The 17,776-nt window shown below is 73.9% G+C and carries 12 protein-coding genes; 8 read left to right on the forward strand and 4 right to left on the reverse strand.

Translation table 11 applies throughout. From position 1 onward, the window contains the following. Positions 1-141: 141 nt before the first annotated feature. Together QEZ54_RS29240 and QEZ54_RS29245 are read left to right on the forward strand one after the other, a co-directional pair. Complete coding sequence (locus QEZ54_RS29240; RefSeq protein ID WP_281307958.1) at positions 142-1,398, forward strand: carboxyl transferase domain-containing protein; 1,257 nt, start codon at positions 142-144, stop codon at positions 1,396-1,398. Further along, entirely contained in the window at positions 1,395-3,419 is a 2,025-nt protein-coding gene (locus QEZ54_RS29245; RefSeq protein ID WP_281307959.1) for a biotin carboxylase N-terminal domain-containing protein, read from the forward strand. Before QEZ54_RS29240 ends, QEZ54_RS29245 begins: the two co-directional genes overlap by 4 nt. Before the next feature lie 497 nt (positions 3,420-3,916). Here the strand turns inward: QEZ54_RS29245 and QEZ54_RS29250 are convergent, their stop codons facing one another. Next, a complete protein-coding gene (locus QEZ54_RS29250; protein WP_281307960.1) occupies positions 3,917-5,092 on the reverse strand; it encodes a chaplin family protein in 1,176 nt (391 codons plus the stop codon). 259 nt (positions 5,093-5,351) lie between these two features. Next, positions 5,352-6,029, reverse strand: coding sequence for a Crp/Fnr family transcriptional regulator (locus tag QEZ54_RS29255; RefSeq protein ID WP_120317442.1), 678 nt, complete (start codon positions 6,027-6,029; stop codon positions 5,352-5,354). 313 nt (positions 6,030-6,342) lie between these two features. Here QEZ54_RS29255 and QEZ54_RS29260 point away from each other — a divergent pair, with 313 nt between their 5' ends. From QEZ54_RS29260 to QEZ54_RS29280, 5 genes are read left to right on the forward strand one after another with little or no spacing between them, the layout of a single operon-like run. Next, positions 6,343-7,485 (forward strand): CapA family protein, encoded by a 1,143-nt coding sequence (locus QEZ54_RS29260; RefSeq protein WP_281307961.1) that lies wholly within the window; start codon positions 6,343-6,345, stop codon positions 7,483-7,485. A 10-nt stretch (positions 7,486-7,495) separates the two neighbouring features. Then, a complete protein-coding gene (gene nth, locus QEZ54_RS29265) occupies positions 7,496-8,242 on the forward strand; it encodes an endonuclease III (protein ID WP_281307962.1) in 747 nt (248 codons plus the stop codon). After that, positions 8,239-8,814 carry a TlpA disulfide reductase family protein gene (locus QEZ54_RS29270; protein WP_281307963.1) on the forward strand — a complete coding sequence of 192 codons (576 nt, stop codon included), beginning with the start codon at positions 8,239-8,241 and terminating at the stop codon, positions 8,812-8,814. Before nth ends, QEZ54_RS29270 begins: the two co-directional genes overlap by 4 nt. Further along, positions 8,814-9,512 carry a CoA pyrophosphatase gene (locus tag QEZ54_RS29275; RefSeq protein ID WP_281307964.1) on the forward strand — a complete coding sequence of 233 codons (699 nt, stop codon included), beginning with the start codon at positions 8,814-8,816 and terminating at the stop codon, positions 9,510-9,512. The genes QEZ54_RS29270 and QEZ54_RS29275 overlap by 1 nt, the downstream gene beginning before the upstream one ends. Positions 9,513-9,516: 4 nt before the next feature. Beyond that, entirely contained in the window at positions 9,517-10,695 is a 1,179-nt protein-coding gene (locus QEZ54_RS29280) for a MarP family serine protease (RefSeq protein WP_281307965.1), read from the forward strand. Positions 10,696-10,818: 123 nt separating this feature from the next. Here the strand turns inward: QEZ54_RS29280 and mycP are convergent, their stop codons facing one another. Together mycP and eccD are read right to left on the reverse strand one after the other, a co-directional pair. Beyond that, positions 10,819-12,015, reverse strand: coding sequence for a type VII secretion-associated serine protease mycosin (gene mycP, locus QEZ54_RS29285; protein ID WP_281308035.1), 1,197 nt, complete (start codon positions 12,013-12,015; stop codon positions 10,819-10,821). A 120-nt stretch (positions 12,016-12,135) separates the two neighbouring features. After that, a complete protein-coding gene (gene eccD / locus QEZ54_RS29290; RefSeq protein ID WP_281307966.1) occupies positions 12,136-13,584 on the reverse strand; it encodes a type VII secretion integral membrane protein EccD in 1,449 nt (482 codons plus the stop codon). Positions 13,585-13,719: 135 nt separating this feature from the next. On the opposite strand from eccD, the gene eccCa reads away from it, so the two are divergent. Continuing rightward, on the forward strand, positions 13,720-17,745 hold the full coding sequence (gene eccCa, locus QEZ54_RS29295) for a type VII secretion protein EccCa (RefSeq protein ID WP_281307967.1): 4,026 nt from the start codon (positions 13,720-13,722) through the stop codon (positions 17,743-17,745). The last annotated feature ends 31 nt before the right edge of the window (positions 17,746-17,776 follow it).

Consider the following 17,776-nt stretch of genomic DNA (forward strand, 5'->3'; position numbering starts at 1 on the left):
TGCGGCGGTTTCGGGGAAACTGCGGCAATCGGGGCCTTGATTCCTGCACTCTCCCGGAAACTGCACTCTGCGCGCCTCCGTGTCGGCAGTGTCGGACCGCTCGTTGGCTCTGGTGTCACCAAGCCGGAGAGCAGGTTCACCATGGCGACGCTCGACACCGCGCTGGACCCCCGCGCGCCCGCCTTCCTCGACAACCGGAGCACCGCCCAGGCCGCGCTGCGGGTGCTGGAGCAGGCGCACGGACAGGCCCGCGACGGCGGCGGGGAGAAAGAGGTCACCCGCCACCACGCGCGCGGCAAGCTGCTGCCGCGTGAACGCATCGAACTGCTGGTGGACAGCGACACCGCCCTGCTGGAGCTGGCCGCGACGGCGGGCCGGGCCAGCGGCGAGCCCGCGGGCGCGGGGCTGGTGACGGCCGTCGGCGTCATCGACGGCGTCGAGTGCATGCTGGTCGCCAGCGATCCGACGGTACGCGACGGCGGCCCCGCCCAGACCGGCCGGCGCAAACTGGCCCGCGCCGTCGAACTGGCCGGCCGGCAGTCGCTGCCGCTGGTGCTGCTGCTGGAGGCGACCCCGGACGCGGGCCGCCCGGCCGCGCCCGACCCCGGCCTGGCCCAGCTGAGCCGCCTGGCCACGCCGGTGCTGTGCGCCGTGTTCGGGCCGCTGGACGCCTGGCTGGCCCCGCTGCCCGACCTGTCCGACCACGCGATCGTGGTACGCGGCCGGGCCGAGGCGGTGCGGGTCGACCTCGTCGCCGAGGACGACCGCGACGCGCTGCGGCTGCTGCGGCAGAGCGTGCGGCGGCTGGTGACGTCCCGGCCGGTGGCCGCGCCGGACGAGGGCATGGCGCCGCGGTACGAGGCCGACGAGCTGCTCGCCGTGGCCAGCGCCGACCCGGGCCGCCCCGCCGACGCGCGCGAGGTGCTGGCGCGGGTGCTCGACGGCTCCGACTTCGACGAGTTCCGCCCGCAGCAGGGCCTGGGCCTGCTGGCCGGGTTCGGCGCGGTGCACGGGCACCGGGTCGCGGTGCTGGCCGGGACCGACGCCGTGATCGACACCGCGTCGGCGGCCAAGGGTGCCGAGCTCGCCCGGCTGGCCGCCGCCGCCCGGATGCCGGTGCTGGTCCTGGCCAACCCGCCCGTGCCGGGGCCGGACGACCACTCGGCGCTGCTGCTGCGCGAGCTGGGCCGGGCCGAGCGGATCACCGTGGTGCTCGGCGCGGAGCCGGGCGCGTGGACGGTGGCCGGGCCGGGCTTCCGGTTCACCTGGCCGGTGGGCGACCTGTCGGCCGACCCGTACGACGGAGTGATCGACCCCCGCGACACCCGGACCGTGCTCGGCATCTGCCTGTCGGTGGCCGCCCGGTCCGCCCCCGCCGACCGAGAGGTGACCCCATGATCCGTCGACTGCTGGTGGCCAACCGGGGCGAGGTGGCCCGCCGCATCTTCGCGACCTGCCGGGCCGTCGGCATCGAGACGGTGGCGGTCCACTCCTCCGCCGACGCCGACGCCCCGTACGTGGCCGAGGCCGACTACGCGGTGCAGCTGCCGGGTTCGGCGCCGAGCGCCACCTACCTGCGCGGGGACCTGATCATCGCGGCGGCCCGCAAGACCGGCGCCGACGCTGTGCACCCCGGCTACGGCTTCCTGGCCGAGAACGCGGACTTCGCGGCGATGGTCACCGACGCCGGGCTGACCTGGGTCGGCCCGCCCTCGAAGATCATCTCGGTGATGGCCTCGAAGATCGACGCCAAGCTGCTGCTGGCCGAGGCCGAGGTGCCGACCCTGCCGAGCTGGACCGACCCGACCGCCGTGGACGAGTTCCCGGTGCTGGTCAAGGCCGCCATCGGCGGCGGTGGGCGCGGCATGCGCATCGTCCGCGACGCCGACTCGCTCGGCGAGGCGGTCTCCTCCGCCCGCCGCGAGGCGTTCGGCGCCTTCGGCGACTCCACCGTCTTCTGCGAGCGCTACGTCGAGCAGGCCCGGCACATCGAGGTGCAGATCGCCGCCGACGAGCACGGCAACACCATCACCCTGGGCGAGCGCGAGTGCTCCATCCAGCGGCGGCACCAGAAGATCATCGAGGAGGCGCCGTCCCCGGCCGTCTCGCCCGAGCTGCGCGAGAACCTGTGCGCGGCCGCCGTCGCGGTCGCCGAGGCCATCGGGTACGTCGGCATCGGCACGGTCGAGTTCCTGCTCAGCCCTGACGGCGAGTTCTACTTCCTGGAGATGAACACCCGGCTCCAGGTCGAGCACCCGGTCACCGAGCTGGTCACCGGCCTCGACCTGGTCCGCCTCCAGCTGTTCCTGGCCGAGGGCGGCCAGCTGCCGTTCCCGAGCGCCCCGCCGATGCGCGGGCACGCCATCGAGGTGCGGCTGTGCGCCGAGGACCCGGCCAGCAACTGGCTGCCCGCCACCGGCCAGGTGCACCTGTTCGAGGTGCCCGAGGTGTCGGGGCGGTTCCGGCCCATGCTCCAGCCCGGCATCCGGGTCGACTCCGGCATCGAGGCCGGCTCCGTCGTCGGCGTGCACTACGACTCGATGCTCGCCAAGATCGTCGCCTGGGCGCCGACCCGGTACGAGGCCGCCCGCATGCTCGCCGGAGCCCTGGCCCGGACCCGGATCCACGGCCTGGTGACCAACCGCGACCTGCTGGTACGCGTGCTGCGCCACCCGGCCTTCCTCACCGGCCAGATCGACACCGGCCTGCTCGACCGCCAGCCCGAGGTGTTCGCGCCGCTGCTGTCCTCGGTCGAGGCCGTCCGCCTGAGCTGCCTGGCCGCCGCCCTCGCCGCGGCGGCGCAACGCCGCGCCCAGGCCCCCGTCCAGCGCGGCATCCCGTCCGGCTGGCGCAACGTCCCCACCGTCGCCCAGACCGTCGTCTACGACGGCCCCGCCGGCCCGGTCGAGGTCGGCTACCGCCTCGACGGCACCGGGGCGCTGGCCCAGTGGTGGGTACGCGCGGTCGACCCCGAGGAGCTCGACCTGGCCGGGCTGGGACAGGTCGGCGTGCTCGACGACCACCCGCCCGTCGCGGTCGTCTCCGCCACCGTCGACGACGTGGTGCTCGACGTGGCCGGGATCCGGCTGGCGCTGCAGGTGCACCGCGTCGGCGCCATGTCGTACGTCGACAGCGCCGAAGGCTCGCTGGCACTGCGCCAGCTGCCGCGCTTCCCGCTGCCGGTTCAGGAGCTGGAGGAGGGGGCGCTGACCGCCCCGCTGCCCGGCGCGGTCGGCCGGGTGCTGGTCGCGCCGGGCCAGCGCGTCGGCGCCGGCGACCTGCTGCTGACCCTGGAGGCGATGAAGCTGGAGCACCCGGTGCACGCCCCGGCCGACGGCATCGTCGCCCAGGTCACGGTCCGCCCCGGCGCCCTGGTCGCCGCCGGCGCCCTCCTGGCGGTCCTCACCCCCGCCGCGTAACGCCACCGGGCGCCCACCCCCGCCCCGAGGTAAGGAAGGGCCCCTTCTTATCGCTTTGCGACGTAGAAGGGGCCCTTCTTAACGTCCCCGCCACCCGCCGCCGGGTTAGGGGCCGGTCGAGGGTGCAGTTTCGGGGAAACTGCGCGAATCGCGGCCAAGATTCCAGCACTTTCCCCGAAACTGCACCCTCGCGCTGCGCACTCGGTCGGCGCACTCGGTCGGTGAGGTCGGTCGGTGGGGTCGGGTGTGGGGACAGGGACGTCCCCCGAGGGGTGGGCCGGATGGAGGTGGCCCGTCCCTCGGGGGACGTGGGTGGTGCGGGTGTCGCGTGCGGACTACTCAGCGAAAGGGGTCCGTACGCATGGAACGTGGCGGGGTGCCATGTTCGTTGTCCGGCCTGCCCGCCGAACCGAGGCGGTGCAGTGTTCTGCCTGGTCGCGGTCCGGAAGTGACGGGAGAAGTCGTTTCGGGCCGGGCTCGGCGGGCAGGGCCGGGGTCTACTGCCGCGCCGAGGCGCCGCCGGTGCTCCAGGCGGCCGCGTCGCCGAGGACGCCGACCGCCACGCCGCTCACGTCGACCGGGAGCTGGATCGGCGCGTACACCTGGGTGCCGTTGAGGATCCCGTGGTTGCCCGCGCTGATCAGGTTCACGTCGTGGTCGTGCCGGGCGTGCCGGCCGTGGTCGTGGCGGTGGTTGTGGTCGGCGCAGGGCTGCGGGCGGGGCCGGGGACGCGGGGTCGGGTGGTGGCCGTTGCCGCCACCGCCGCCGCCCGGGTTGGTGCCCGTACCGCCGCCGTTGCCGCCGCTGCTGTGGTCGACGTCGTCGCTCTCGGTGTCGAAGCGGTCGACGGTGCCGACCGCGTCCAGGGCGTCGAGGTCGATGGCGTCCGCCCCGGTCGCCGCGGTGCGCTGCTGGCCGCCGGTCAGGCCGCCCAGCAGCGGGCCGACCACGGGCAGGCCGTTGCCGAGGCCGCCGCTGGTGAGGCCGCCGACCACCGGCAGGTTGCCCAGCGAGCCCACCAGCGGCAGGCCGCCGCCGGTCAGCTCGCCGACGAGCGGGAGGCCGCCGTTGGTGAGGCCGCCGACCAGGGGCAGGTTGCCGACCAGGGGCAGCCCTTCGGTACGGGCCGACTCGCGGCCGCCGTACCCGCCGTGGCCGTTGTGTCCGTCGTGGCCGTGGCTGCCGCAGCCGCAGTTGTGCCCGTGCCCGTGGTCCGGCCGGGGCCGGGGGAGCGGCATCGGGCGGTGGCCCGGCGTCGGGCGGTGGCCGGGCTGCTCGGCGGAGGCGCCGCCGTCGCAGAACGCCAGTGCGGACCCGAGCGCCCCGGCGGCCACGCCGCAGACGTTGATCGGGGCCTGGATCGGGGCGAAGACCTGGGTGCCGTTGAGGATGCCGTGGTTGCCGGCGCTGATCAGGTGCGCGTCGTAGACGCCCTCCAGCTCGGCGGCGCTGCCGCCCTCGCAGCCGGCGAGCGCGTCACCGGCGACGCCGACGGCCAGGCCGCACAGGTTGATCGGCGCCTGGATCGGGGCGAAGACCTGGGTGCCGTTCAGGATGCCGTGGTTGCCGGCACTGATGACACTGGCCTCGGCGTACGCCGCGGTGCCGGTGGCCATGACCGCGCCGGCGGTGAGCGCACCGGCCTTCAGGGAACGTCGAACCCACGTGTTCATAGTGGTGAGGACCTCTTTCGATCGTCGGAGTCGTTCCGACCGACCGATCGAGGCGGCGTGAGAGGTGGTCCCATGCTCCCGGGCAGGGGCGCTGGGTCACCGCACGATCGGTCACTGTGGACACGTCTAGCCGCGCGCAGTTTGCGAGGTTCGCGACCACTCTGACCAACGAGGTCTACCCAGGGGCTGATGTGTCAGGGACAGGTTCCCGACACTTCAGCGATACTATATGCCCGATTTTATCCCGTTTTGGTATGGCTCAGACGCGGGCGCGCCGGGCCAACCGCTCCGGGTCCAGGATGATGACGCTCTTGCCGTCCAGCCGCAGCCAGCCCCGCGAGGCGAAGTCGGCCAGCGCCTTGTTGACGGTCTCGCGGGAGGCGCCGACGAGCTGCGCCAGCTCCTCCTGGGTGAGGTCGTGCGTCACGCGCAGGACGCCGCCGTCGCGGGTGCCGAACCGGCCCGCCATCTGCAGCAGGTTCTTGGCCACGCGGCCGGGCACGTCGGTGAAGATGAGGTCGGCCAGCGCGTCGTTGGTGCGGCGCAGGCGGCGGGCGAGCACCCGCAGCAGCTGCTCGGCGATCTCCGGGCGGTTGTTCAGCCACGGGCGCAGGGCCTGCTTGCGCAGCCGGGCCAGGCGCACGTCGGTGACGGCGGTGGCGGTGGCGGTGCGCGGGCCGGGGTCGAACAGCGACAGCTCGCCCAGCATGTCGGACGGCCCCATCACGGAGACCAGGTTCTGCCGGCCGTCGGCGGCGCGGCGACCGAGCTTGATCTTGCCAGAGAGTACGATGTAGAGACTGTCTCCCGGCTCACCCTCGTTGAACACGATCTCGCCCTTGCGGATCTCGATCGTCTCCATCTCGCGGGCAAGCGCCTCCGCGGCCTCCGGGTCGACACCCTGGAAGATTCCGCTGCGAGCCAGCACCTCGTCCATCGCCATACCTCCATCGGCGCGGGGTGCGTGGGACCGCCATACGCCGCGCGAGGTCAGTCTAGGCGCAACCGGTCTCCAACCGGACGCCAACCCCCAGAATCCGCTTCGCTCGACCGATGTCGCAGGTGGCGCGCCGCGGGTAGAGTCCCCGGCGATGTCGACAGCACCCCTTACCCCCGCTGACCAGCCCGCCGCCGCCGACCGACCCGCCGCCCCCGTCGCTGCGACGGCCGTGGATGTTCGACCGTCGGTGTCGGCTCGGCTGCGAAGCGTGCTGCGCGCCCGGCCCGGCGCCTCGGCCGCGGGTGGCGTCGTGCTTCTTGTCACAGTGATCGCCCTCGCGGTGACCGCCACGAACTCGGCGGCCGAGGTCGGCCAGTGGCACGACCCGGTCGCGGCTCCGGCGCCGAGCGCGTCGGCCGCCGCGCCCGCCGGCGCCAGGACCGTCAGCCTCTCCGCCACCGGCGACATCGTCATGGGCGACGCCCCCGGCAAGCTGCCGCCCAACGACGGCAGGGGCTACTTCGACAAGATCAAGTCGCTGCTGCCGGCCGACGTGGTGATGGGCAACCTGGAGCAGCCGATCACCGACGAGACCGGCACGGGCAAGTGCCCGCGCCCGGCCGCCAACCCGAGCCCGGCCGTCCCGCTCCCGGGCGCCAGCCCCAGCCCGAAGAACAACTGCCACCAGTTCCGGGTGCCGCCCTCGTACGCGGGGCACCTGAAGGACGCCGGGTTCGACCTGCTGAACATGGCCAACAACCACGGCAAGGACTACGGGAACGCGGGCTACACGAACACCCAGCGCTCGCTGGAGAAGTTCGGTCTCAGGCACACCGGGGCGACCAACCAGATCACGGTCGTGGAGGTCGACGGGGTCAAGGTCGCCGTGCTGGGCTTCTCGTCGTACTCGGGGAACAACAGCCTGCTCAACCTCACCTCGGCCAAGAAGGTCGTGTCGCAGGCGGCGGCCAAGGCCGACATCGTGGTGGTGCAGGTGCACATGGGCGCCGAGGGCGGTGACAAGAGCCACGTCCGGCCGGGCACCGAGACGTTCCTGGGCGAGAACCGCGGCGACCCGATGAAGTTCGCCCGCGCGGTGATCGACGCGGGCGCCGACCTGATCATCGGGCACGGGCCGCACGTCGTGCGCGGGCTCGAGTTCTACAAGGGGCGGCTGATCGCGTACAGCCTGGGCAACTTCGCCGGTGGCGGGGCGCTGAGCAGCGGCGACCGGGTCGGCTGGGGCGGCGTGCTCACCGTGTCGCTGAACCCCGACGGCAGCTTCGCCTCGGGGCGGTTCCGGTCCACCTACTTCTCCGGGTCGTACGGCATCCCGCAGCCCGACAAGGCCGAGCGCGCCCTCAAGCTGATGAAGCAGATGACCGAGCAGGACTTCGGCGCGAACGGGGCGCGCGTCTCCACCGACGGGTCGATCGCGGCACCCGCGACGTAGGCTCTCTGCCGTGGCAGCGGTGAAGCCGGAGACCGAGCTGGGGCGCAAGCGGCGCGTGCGCAGGATGGCGCGCGAGCTGGCGCTGATCCACCCCGACGCGCACTGCGAGCTCGACTTCACCACGCCGCTGGAGCTGGCCGTCGCGACGATCCTGTCCGCCCAGTGCACCGACGTGCGGGTGAACCTGACGACGCCGGCCCTGTTCGCGAAGTACCGCACCGCGGCCGACTACGCCGGGGCGGACCGGGTCGAGCTGGAGGAGATGATCCGGCCGACCGGGTTCTTCCGGAACAAGACCGAGTCGCTGCTGGGGCTGGGCCGAGGGCTGGTCGAGCGGTTCGACGGCGAGGTGCCCAGGACCCTGGAGCAGCTGGTGACGCTGCCCGGCATCGGCCGCAAGACGGCCAACGTCGTGCTCGGCAACGCCTTCGGCAAGCCCGGCATCACCGTGGACACGCACTTCCAGCGGCTGGTGAACCGGTGGGCCTGGACCGCGGAGGAGGACCCGGTGAAGATCGAGCACGCGGTCGGGGCGCTGGTGGACAAGCGCGACTGGACCATGCTGTCGCACCGGGTGATCTTCCACGGGCGGCGCGTGTGCCACGCCCGCAAGCCCGCCTGCGGCGCCTGCCCGCTCGCGCCGATGTGCCCGTCGTACGGCGCCGGCCCGACCTCGCCCGTGGAGGCGGTCAAACTGCTCAAGGGTCCGCGCGTGGCGGAGATCGCCGCGCTGGCCGGGATCGGGGCCGCCGCGTGAGACGCGCGTTTACGCTGCTGGCAGCCGTGACGCTGCTGGCCGGATGCACCGGGCCCGCCGCGCCGGACGGCGAACCGGTGCCGCAGCCGTTCGCGGCCTGCACCCGGCTCGCCCAGGACGGACCGGTCCAGCCGGCCAAGGACGTGCCGGACATCGGGGTGGGCGGCGACTCCCTGCCGCACCTCAGCCTCGCCTGCATGGCGGGGGGCGGCGACGTCAGCCTGACGGCGCTGCGCGGCCCGCTGGTCATCAACGTCTGGGCCTCCTGGTGCCCCTCGTGCCGCGAGGAACTGCCCGCGCTCCAGCGGCTGGCGGCCTCCGGGCGGGTGCCGGTGCTGGGCGTGGTCAGCGATGACGACCGGGACAGGGCTGCCTGGCTCGCCGACGACCTGAAGATCAGCATGCCCACCCTGTACGACAGGAAAGGCCGGTTCAAGGCTGAGTTCGGTGCGCTCGGGCTGCCGCTGACGGTGTTCCTCCGCGCCGACGGCAGCACCGTGGTCCACCCGCTGCCGATCCTCACCGACGAAGCGCTGGCCGAACTGGTCGACGAGCACTTCGGCGCCGCCTGATGGGCCGCAAGCCGCCGCAGTGGCTGGAGCCGCTGCTCAAGAACCTGAGCAATGTCAGCGCCGTCGACTTCACCAGCATCCCGACGCCCGAGGACGGCGGCCGTCCCGCCGCGGTGCTGATCCTGCTGGCCGACGAGCACGAGCCCGGCGCCGGGCCGGACGTGCTGATCATGCAGCGCGCCGCGACCCTGCGTACCCACGCGGGTCAGCCCGCCTTCCCCGGCGGCACGGTCGAGCCGCAGGACGCCGACGCCGCCGCCACCGCGCTGCGCGAGGCGCAGGAGGAGGTCGGCCTCGACCCGGGCAGCGTCACGGTGCTGGCCGAGCTGCCGACCCTGTGGATCCCGGTCACGAACTTCCTGGTCACCCCGGTGCTGGCCTGGTGGCACGCGCCGCACCCGGTCGGCGCGCACCAGCCGGAGGAGGTGGCCCACGTGGCCCGGCTGCCGCTGGCCGAGCTCGCCGATCCGGCGCACCGGGTGCGGGTACGCCATCGCAGCGGCTGGACCGGGCCGGCCTTCCACGCCCGCGGCATGCTGGTCTGGGGTTTCACGGCCGGAGTCCTGTCGGCGCTGCTGGACCTGGGCGGCTGGACCCGTCCGTGGGACACGAGCCGGATCGAGAGCATGCCGGAGGTGGTGGTGCCGCCACACGTCACTGGAGTTAGTGGCAACCCCGATCCCCCTTCCGTAGGCTGAACCGATGTCGGTCGTCGACGTGGTCCTGCTAGCCCTGCTGCTGCTCTTCGGTATGAGCGGCTACCGGCAGGGCTTCGTCGTGGGCGTGCTCTCCTTCGCCGGCTTCTTCGGCGGCGCCCTGCTCGGCCTGCAGCTGGGCCCGCTCGCCGCCGGACTCGTCTCCGACGGGGCGCTGAAGCTGATCGTGTCCCTGATCGCCGTGTTCGGCCTGGCCGTGCTCGGCCAGTCGCTGGCGGGCTGGTGGGGCGGCAAGGTGCGCCGGGCGATCACCAACCCGGCCGGGCAGACCGTCGACGACCTCGGCGGCGCCGTCGTGTCGGTCATCGCCGTGGCGATGGTCGCCTGGCTGGTCGCGGTGCCGCTCAGCGACGCGGGCCAGCCGTGGCTGGCCAAGGCGGTGCGCAACAGCATGGTCCTCGGCGTCATCGACAAGGTGATGCCGGGCGAGGCGAAGAACCTGACCGAGGCGCTGCGCGAGACCGTCGACACCAACGGCTTCCCCGAGGTCTTCGGCGACCTGGTGCCCACCCGGGTCAAGGAGGTGCCCGCACCCGACCCGAAGCTGGCCGGTTCGCAGATCGTGCTGAACGCCAAGAAGTCCGTGGTCAAGGTGCTGGGCAGCGCCCCGAGCTGCAGCCGCCGGATCGAGGGCTCCGGGTTCGTGTTCGCCAACGAGCACGTGATGACCAACGCGCACGTGGTCGCGGGCACGAGGACCATCCGGGTCGAGGTCAACGGGGCCCGGCTCAACGGCAAGGTCGTCGTGTACGACCCCGAGCGCGACCTCGCCGTCATCCACGTGCCGGACCTGTCCGCGCCGGTGATGCGGTTCGCCAACTCGCCCGCCCGCACCGGCTCGGACGCGATCGTGCTGGGCTACCCGCTCGACGGGCCGTACAACGCGCAGTCGGCGCGCATCCGCGACGTCGGCGACATCACCGGGCCGGACATCTACGAGGACGGCACGGTGACCCGCGAGGTCTACACCATCCGGGGCCTGGTCCGCAGCGGCAACTCCGGCGGACCGCTGGTCTCGGCTGACGGGCAGGTGCTGGGCGTGATCTTCGCGGCCGCCGCCGACGACCCGAACGTCGGCTACGCGGTCACCGCCGACGAGGCCGGCACCGTCGCCCTGATGGGCCGCACCCGCACCACCGCCGTCGGCACCGGCAAGTGCGCCTGACGCTCGCGTCGGGCATCGGCGTGGGTGCAGTTTCGGGGAAAGTGCTGGAATCATGGGCCGCTTTCGTGCAGTTTCCCTGAAACTGCACGCTCGACCTTGCCCCGACGCGCGGCGGCGCGCGCGTCAGTCGCGGTGGCGGCCGAGGCGGCGGAGGAGGGTGAGTGCGCCGCCGACCAGGAGGACGACGCCGGTCGCGGCCACGGCCAGGTCCCGGCGGCCCGGGGCGGGCACCGGCCGGGCGGGGGCCAGCGGCCCGGGCTCCGGTGTGGGCGACGGCTCCGGGCTGACGCCGGGGGCGGCGCCGAACCCGGCCCGGCCGGGCGGGGGCACCGAGTCCAGCCGGTTGCTCTCCACCGGGGCGACGTCGGCGGTCAGCGCGGCGACCGGGTCGACCAGGCCGAATCCGTACTGGTCGTCGCGGCCAGGGGCGCCGAGGTCCTGCGCGGTGGCGGTCAGGCGCTCCACCACGTCGGCCGCGGACATGTGCGGGAAGCGGGAGCGCACCAGGGCGGCCGTCGCCGACACCAGCGGCGCGGCGAAGCTGGTGCCCTGCACCCGCCAGTAGCCGCCCGGTCTGGCGCCGACCAGGTCGGTCCCGGGGGCGGCGAGCACCGCCTGCTCGCCGGTGAGCGAACCCTGCCACAGGCTGTGCTGCACGCCGGGGCTCACCGCGGTCACGGCGAGCACGCCCGGCTCGCGGGCCGGATACCAGACGTCGGAGGGCCCGTCCGGGCTGACGTTGCCGACGCAGGCCACCACGACCACGTCGCGCGCGAACGCGTAGTCGATCGCCTCGGCCAGCGCGTCGCTGGCGACGCCGCCGCCCAGGGACAGGTTGATCACCCGGGCGCCGTGGTCGACGGCCCAGCGGACGCCCTCGGCGACCACCCGGGCGTCGTCGTAGCGGTTCTGCGCGTCGAGCACCCGTACCGGCAGGATCTTGGCGGCGGGGGCCAGGCCGACCACGCCGCGGTTGTCGTCGTCGCGGCCCGCGATCAGCGCCGCCACGGTGGTGCCGTGGCCGACCCGGTCGTCGCTGCCGTCACCGCCCTTGCCGACCAGGTCCAGCCCGGCCAGCACCTGCCCGGTCAGGTCCGGGTGGTGCGCCGACACGCCGGAGTCGACCACCGCGACGGTGACGCCCTCGCCCTTGGCCAGCTTCCAGGCCCCGGCGGCGTCCAGGGCGCGCAGCTGCCACTGGTCGTCGCGGACGGAGTCGCGGGAGGCGCGCAGCGCCCCGGTGCGGTCGACCGAGAGCGGGTCGGGGCTGGCCGGTGCCGCCGCGGTCAGCGCCAGCCCGGCCACCACCAGCGTGAACACTCCGGACACACGAAGCAGCGCCGTCGCTGGGTTACGCGGTACGGCGCTGCGGTCGAGGAGGGCGCGTCTGGGCACAGTGCCGCCATTCTCACACGCGATTCGCCGCCGCCGGAAGAAATGTCAGGCGGCCCAGCTCTGAATCAGTCCGTAGAGACCGAGCACCCACGCCGCCACGGGCACGACCGAGATCACTACGAGGAGATCGAACAGATCCGCGGCGCGGCCGACGTACGGCGAGGGGGAGCGGCGCGACCAGGTCTGCCCGGCCAGCACCACCACCAGGGCCAGCAGCACCGCGCCGACGGCGAAGAAGGCCCGGGGCCCGCCGTCGGCCAGCCACACCGCCGCGCCGAGCAGCAGCACGTGCCCGATCAGGCCGGCGGCGATCAGCGGGGTGCGCTGGCGCACCGTCACGAACAGCCGCGAGCGCAGCAGCAGCGCCGTCGCGGCGACCGCGACCAGGGCCCGCCCGGCCAGCCCGCCCGCGGTGACCAGCACCAGGCTGGCCCCCGCCATGAGCACCGCGTACCCCATCAGCATGCCGGTCAGCAGCTCCTCCGAGCGGGCCACCGCCGCGAACACCCGGGACCGGTCGGGCAGCCCCGTGCCGCCGCCGCGCCGCTGGTACGGGCTCTCCGCCTCGCCCGGCGCCCGCAGCTGCGTCACCGACGGCACCGGCACCTTGCCGAACCGGATCGCCAGCACCGGCACCAGCCCGATGCCGCACACCAGGGCGCTGACCAGCACCGCCGCCGAACCGGCCGCGCCCAGCGAGCCGAGCAGCGCGGTCAGCGCGCCGAGCAGGCCCGCGGTGCCGCCCGCGGTGAACACGCGCAGCCCGTGGCCGACCCCGGCCGCGCCCAGCACGGCGAACAGCAGCACCGCCACGCAGCCGACCAGCAGCTGCCCCGCGCCGAGCCAGCCGCCCGCGCCGAAGAAGCCGCCGGGGCCCTCGCCGCCGAGCACCAGCGCACCACCGGCGAACGCGTACGGCAGGGCGAATCCGGCCAGCGCGCTGCCCGCGACGCCGTCGCCGTACGCCCGCGACGCCAGCACCCCGCCGACCAGCAGCAGCGCCGCCACGGTCAGGCCGAGGTAGCCGCCGGGCGTCCACAGCGGACCGCCGCGCAGCAGCGCCAGCACCCCCGCGACCAGCAGCACGCCCGCCCCGACCAGGGTGGCGGTGCGGGTGGCGGCCGGGGTCCAGGCGGCGCCGCGGCGGCGGGCGCCCTCGGCGATCGCCTCGACGACGTCGTCGTACTCCAGCTCGGGCCACTCCGCGTGCGCGGCGACCAGGTGCAGCAGCTCGCCGTCGCGCACCGCCTGCTGGTTGAGCGACTTGCCCTCGTCCAGCGGCGAGCCGTCGCCGCGGCGCAGCAGCCAGCCGCCGTGCTGCTCGCCGTCGTCGGCAAGCCCCATCCCGGCGTGGCGCAGCAGGTCGGGCAGCAGTTCGGCCAGCGGCACCTGCTCCGGCAGCGCCACGTCGACGCGGCGGTGCGGCGTGTGCACGGTCACCCGGGCGAGCCCGGCGGCCGAGGGCGTCGTGGCGGCGGTCGAGGGGTAGCTCACCCGGTACGTCTACCACGTTGCGGCGCAACGCGTCACCCCGTACCGGTCGCTGTCCACAGCTGTCCACACCGGCGCAGCGGAAGTGAGCGGCAGCGATTAACCTGTGGTGCGTCAACGCCTGGGGGAGGAGTCGCCATGGGTACGGTGATCGTGAAGCGGGCGCCGCGGCGGTCCGCTCCCGAGATCCCGGGCGGTGAGCTGGTCATCGACGCCCCGCCGGAGATCCCGCAGGCAGCGGGCGGCCGGTGGCAGCAGGCCATGATGATCCTGCCGATGCTCGGCAGCGGTCTGGGCATGGCGATGATGGTCGGCAACGGCCAGAGCAACAAGATGTCCTATCTGGCCGGCGGCATGATGGGCGTGTCCAGCCTCGGCATGATCGCGGCGAGCCTGATGAACGGCGCGGGCCAGCCGAAGAAGGCCGAGATGATGGCGGCCCGCCGCGAGTACCTGCGGCACCTGGCCGCGCTGCGGCGCCGGGCCCGGCACGCGGTCCAGCAGCAGCGCATCGGCCTGTTCTACCGCCACCCGGACCCGCAGCGGCTGTGGTCCACGGTGGACAGCCACCGGCTGTGGGAGCGGCGCGGCAGCGACCCCGACTTCGGCATCGTGCGCGTGGGCGTCGGCCCGCAGTCGCTGGCCACCCCGCTGATCCCGCCGGAGACGCGGCCGCTGGAGGAGCTGGAGCCGATGACGGCCGGGGCGCTGCGGCGCTTCCTGGACGCGTACTCGGTGGTGCCGGACCTGCCGGTGGCGCTGTCGATCCGCGGCTTCGGGCGGGTGTTCCTGCGCAGCGAGGGCGGCACCCGGGCCGACAACCAGCGCGCCGACGGCACGTACCAGGGCGGGGTGTTCGGCGGGTCGGCCGGGTTCGCCCAGACCGACCACCGCGACGGCACCGACGCGCACGGCCTGGCCCGGGCGATGCTGGCGCAGCTGGCCGTCTTCCACGCCCCCGACGACCTGATCATCGCGGTGTGCGCCTCGCCGCACCGGCGCGACAGCTGGGACTGGGCCAAGTGGCTGCCGCACCACAACCACCCCACCGAGAACGACGCGCTCGGCCCGGTGCGGCTGTTCGCCACCTCGGCGGGCCAGCTGGAGGAGCTGCTGTCCGGCGTGCTCGCCGGGCGGGCCCGGTTCGGCGTCGCCGACGCCGCGCCGCACGTGGTGGTGGTGCTCGACGGCGGCGACCTGGCCGACTCCAACCAGCTGGTGCTGCCCGAGGGCCTGGCCGGGGTGACCGTGCTCGACCTGGACACCGAGCCCCCGCGCCTGCTCGACCGCGGCATGCTGGTGCTGGAGACGCGTGGTCGCGAGCGCAGCCTGCACACCATCACCGCCGCCTCGGTCGCCGAGGTGGGCACGGCCGACCGGATCGGGGTGGCCGAGGCGGAGGCGATCGCGCGGCGGCTGGCGCCGCTGCGGCTGTCGGCGGTCGCGGTGGCCAGCAACACCGCTATGACCGGCGAGCGCGGCCTGGCCGACCTGCTGGGCATCCCGGACCCGGAGCGCTTCGACACGTCGTACGGCTGGTCGCCGCGGGCTGACCGGAACAGGCTGCGGGTGCCGATCGGCGTGGGCCCGGACGGCTCGGCGATCGAGCTCGACATCAAGGAGTCGGCGCAGGACGGCATGGGCCCGCACGGCCTGCTCGTCGGCGCCACCGGCTCCGGCAAGTCGGAGCTGCTGCGCACGCTGGTGCTGGGCCTGGCCGCCACGCACTCCTCGGAGCAGCTCAACTTCGTGCTGGTCGACTTCAAGGGCGGCGCCACGTTCGCCTCGCTGGACCGGCTGCCGCACACCTCCGCGGTGATCACCAACCTGGAGGGCGAGAGCCACCTGGTCAACCGCATGGGCGACGCGATCACCGGCGAGGTGCTGCGCCGCCAGGAGCTGCTGCGGGCGGCGGGCAACTTCGCCAACCTGAAGGACTACGAGAAGGCGCGCACGGGCGGGGCCGCGCTCGCGCCGCTGGCCTCGCTGTTCATCGTCTGCGACGAGTTCTCCGAGCTGCTGACCGCCAACCCGGACTTCATCGAGATCTTCGTGCAGATCGGCCGGGTCGGCCGGTCCATCGGCATGCACCTGCTGCTGGCCAGCCAGCGCCTGGAGGAGGGCCGCCTGCGCGGCCTGGACACGCACCTGTCGTACCGGATCGGTCTGCGCACCTTCTCCGCGATGGAGTCGCGCGCGGTGCTCGGCGTCGGCGACGCGTTCGACCTGCCCAAGGCGCCCGGCCACGGCTACCTCAAGTTCGGTTCGGAGCCGCTGCAGCGGTTCAAGGGCGCGTACGTCTCGGGCTCGTTCAAGCGGGCCGGGGAGGCGGTGGCCCGCCGCCGCGTCGACGGCGAGCAGTTCGTGCACGACTTCACCAACCACTACCTGCCGGTGCCGAAGACCCCCAAGAGCACCGAGCTGGAAGTGAAGTGGGACGTCAAGCCGGGCGAGAGCCTGATGGACGTCATGATCGAGCGGATGGTCGGCCAGGGCCCGCCCGCGCACCAGGTGTGGCTGCCGCCGCTGGACGTGTCGGACCCGTTCGACCTCGCGTTCGGCCAGGTCGGCCTGGTCGAGGGGCGCGGCCTGACGGTGGCCAACCCGGAGCTGCGCGGCGCGCTGCGCGTGCCGGTCGCGGTCGTGGACAAGCCGGCCCAGCAACTACGCGACCTCCAGTGGGTACGGCTGGCCGACGGCGCCGCCGGCCACGTGGCGGTGGCGGGCGGCAACCAGAGCGGCAAGTCGACGCTGCTGCGCACCCTGGTCACCGGCCTGGCGCTGACGCACACCCCGCAGGAGGTGCAGGTCTACTGCCTGGACTTCGGCGGCGGCACCCTGGCGAGCCTGCGCGAGCTGCCGCACGTCGGCGGCGTCGCCGGTCGCCAGGAGGCGATGCTGGTGCGCCGGACCGTCGGCGAGGTCGCCGAGCTGCTGAACAACCGGGAGGCCCGGTTCCTGGAGCACGGCATCGACTCGATGGCGTCGTACCGGCGGCTGCGGGCGGCGGGGCGGTTCGCCGACGACCCGTACGGCGACGTGTTCCTGGTCGTCGACGGCTGGGCCACGCTCAAGGAGAGCTACGAGGACCTGGAGCCGGTGATCACCGACATCACCACCCGGGGCCTGGCCTACGGCGTGCACGTGGTCGCGGCGACGCTGCGCTGGCGCGACTTCCGCCCGGCCATCGCCGACCAGTTCGGCACCAAGCTGGAGCTGCGCCTGGGCGACCCGACCGACACCATCTGCCGGGTGCGCCGGGTCGCGCCGCAGGTGCCGTCGCGCCCCGGCTTCGGCTGCACCCCCGACGGCCTGTTCTCGCTGGCCCTGCGGCCCGACGTGGACCAGGTCGGCGACCGGGAGGAGCTGGTCCGGCAGATCGCCAAGCACTGGAGCGGCGCCCCCGCCCCGCGCGTGCGCGTGCTGCCCAACGTCTACGCGTACGACCGGATGCCGGTCGAGGGCGGCGACCTGTGGACCATGCCGATCGGCCTGGCCGACGATCTCACCCCGGCCACGGTCGACTTCTACGCCGACGTGCACCTGTCGGCGTTCGGCGAGAGCGAGTGCGGCAAGTCGACGCTGCTGCGCCAGCTCGCGACCACGATCACCCGGCGGTACAGCCCGGACGAGGCGAAGCTGCTCATCGTCGACCCGCGCCGCAGCCTGCTCGGGGCGGTGACCACGCCGCACCAGTTGGCGTACATCACCAGCCTGGACCAGGTGGCCGACTACATGGACGCGATCGCGGCGAAGATGGCCGAGCGGCGCCCGCCCGCCGACGTCACCCCGCAGGACATCCCGCGCCGCCCGTGGCTGGCTGGCCGGGGCGAGTTCTTCCTGATCATCGACGACTACGACATCGTGGTGTCCTCGGGTGTGCACCCGCTGCGCAACCTGGAGCCGTTCCTGTTCGAGGCGCGCGACGTGGGTCTGCACCTGATCACCGCGTCGAACGTGAACTGGAGCCGGGCGTCGTACGACGCGGCGCTGTCGCGGGTGCTCGCCACGAACGCGCCGTACCTGCAGATGTCGGCCGACCGCAACGTGACCGCCCCGTTCGGCAGCCCGTTCCGCAACGAGCGGATGACGGCCGGGCGCGGCCGCCTGATCACCCGGCGTGGGGCGCGGCTGGTACAGCTGGCGGACCTGCCGGCGTACTGACGCATATACGACGATCGGCCGCCCGGGGTGC

Origin of the sequence: Catellatospora sp. KI3 (assembly GCF_029948125.1) — a bacterium.
In the GTDB taxonomy this organism is placed as follows: domain Bacteria; phylum Actinomycetota; class Actinomycetes; order Mycobacteriales; family Micromonosporaceae; genus Catellatospora.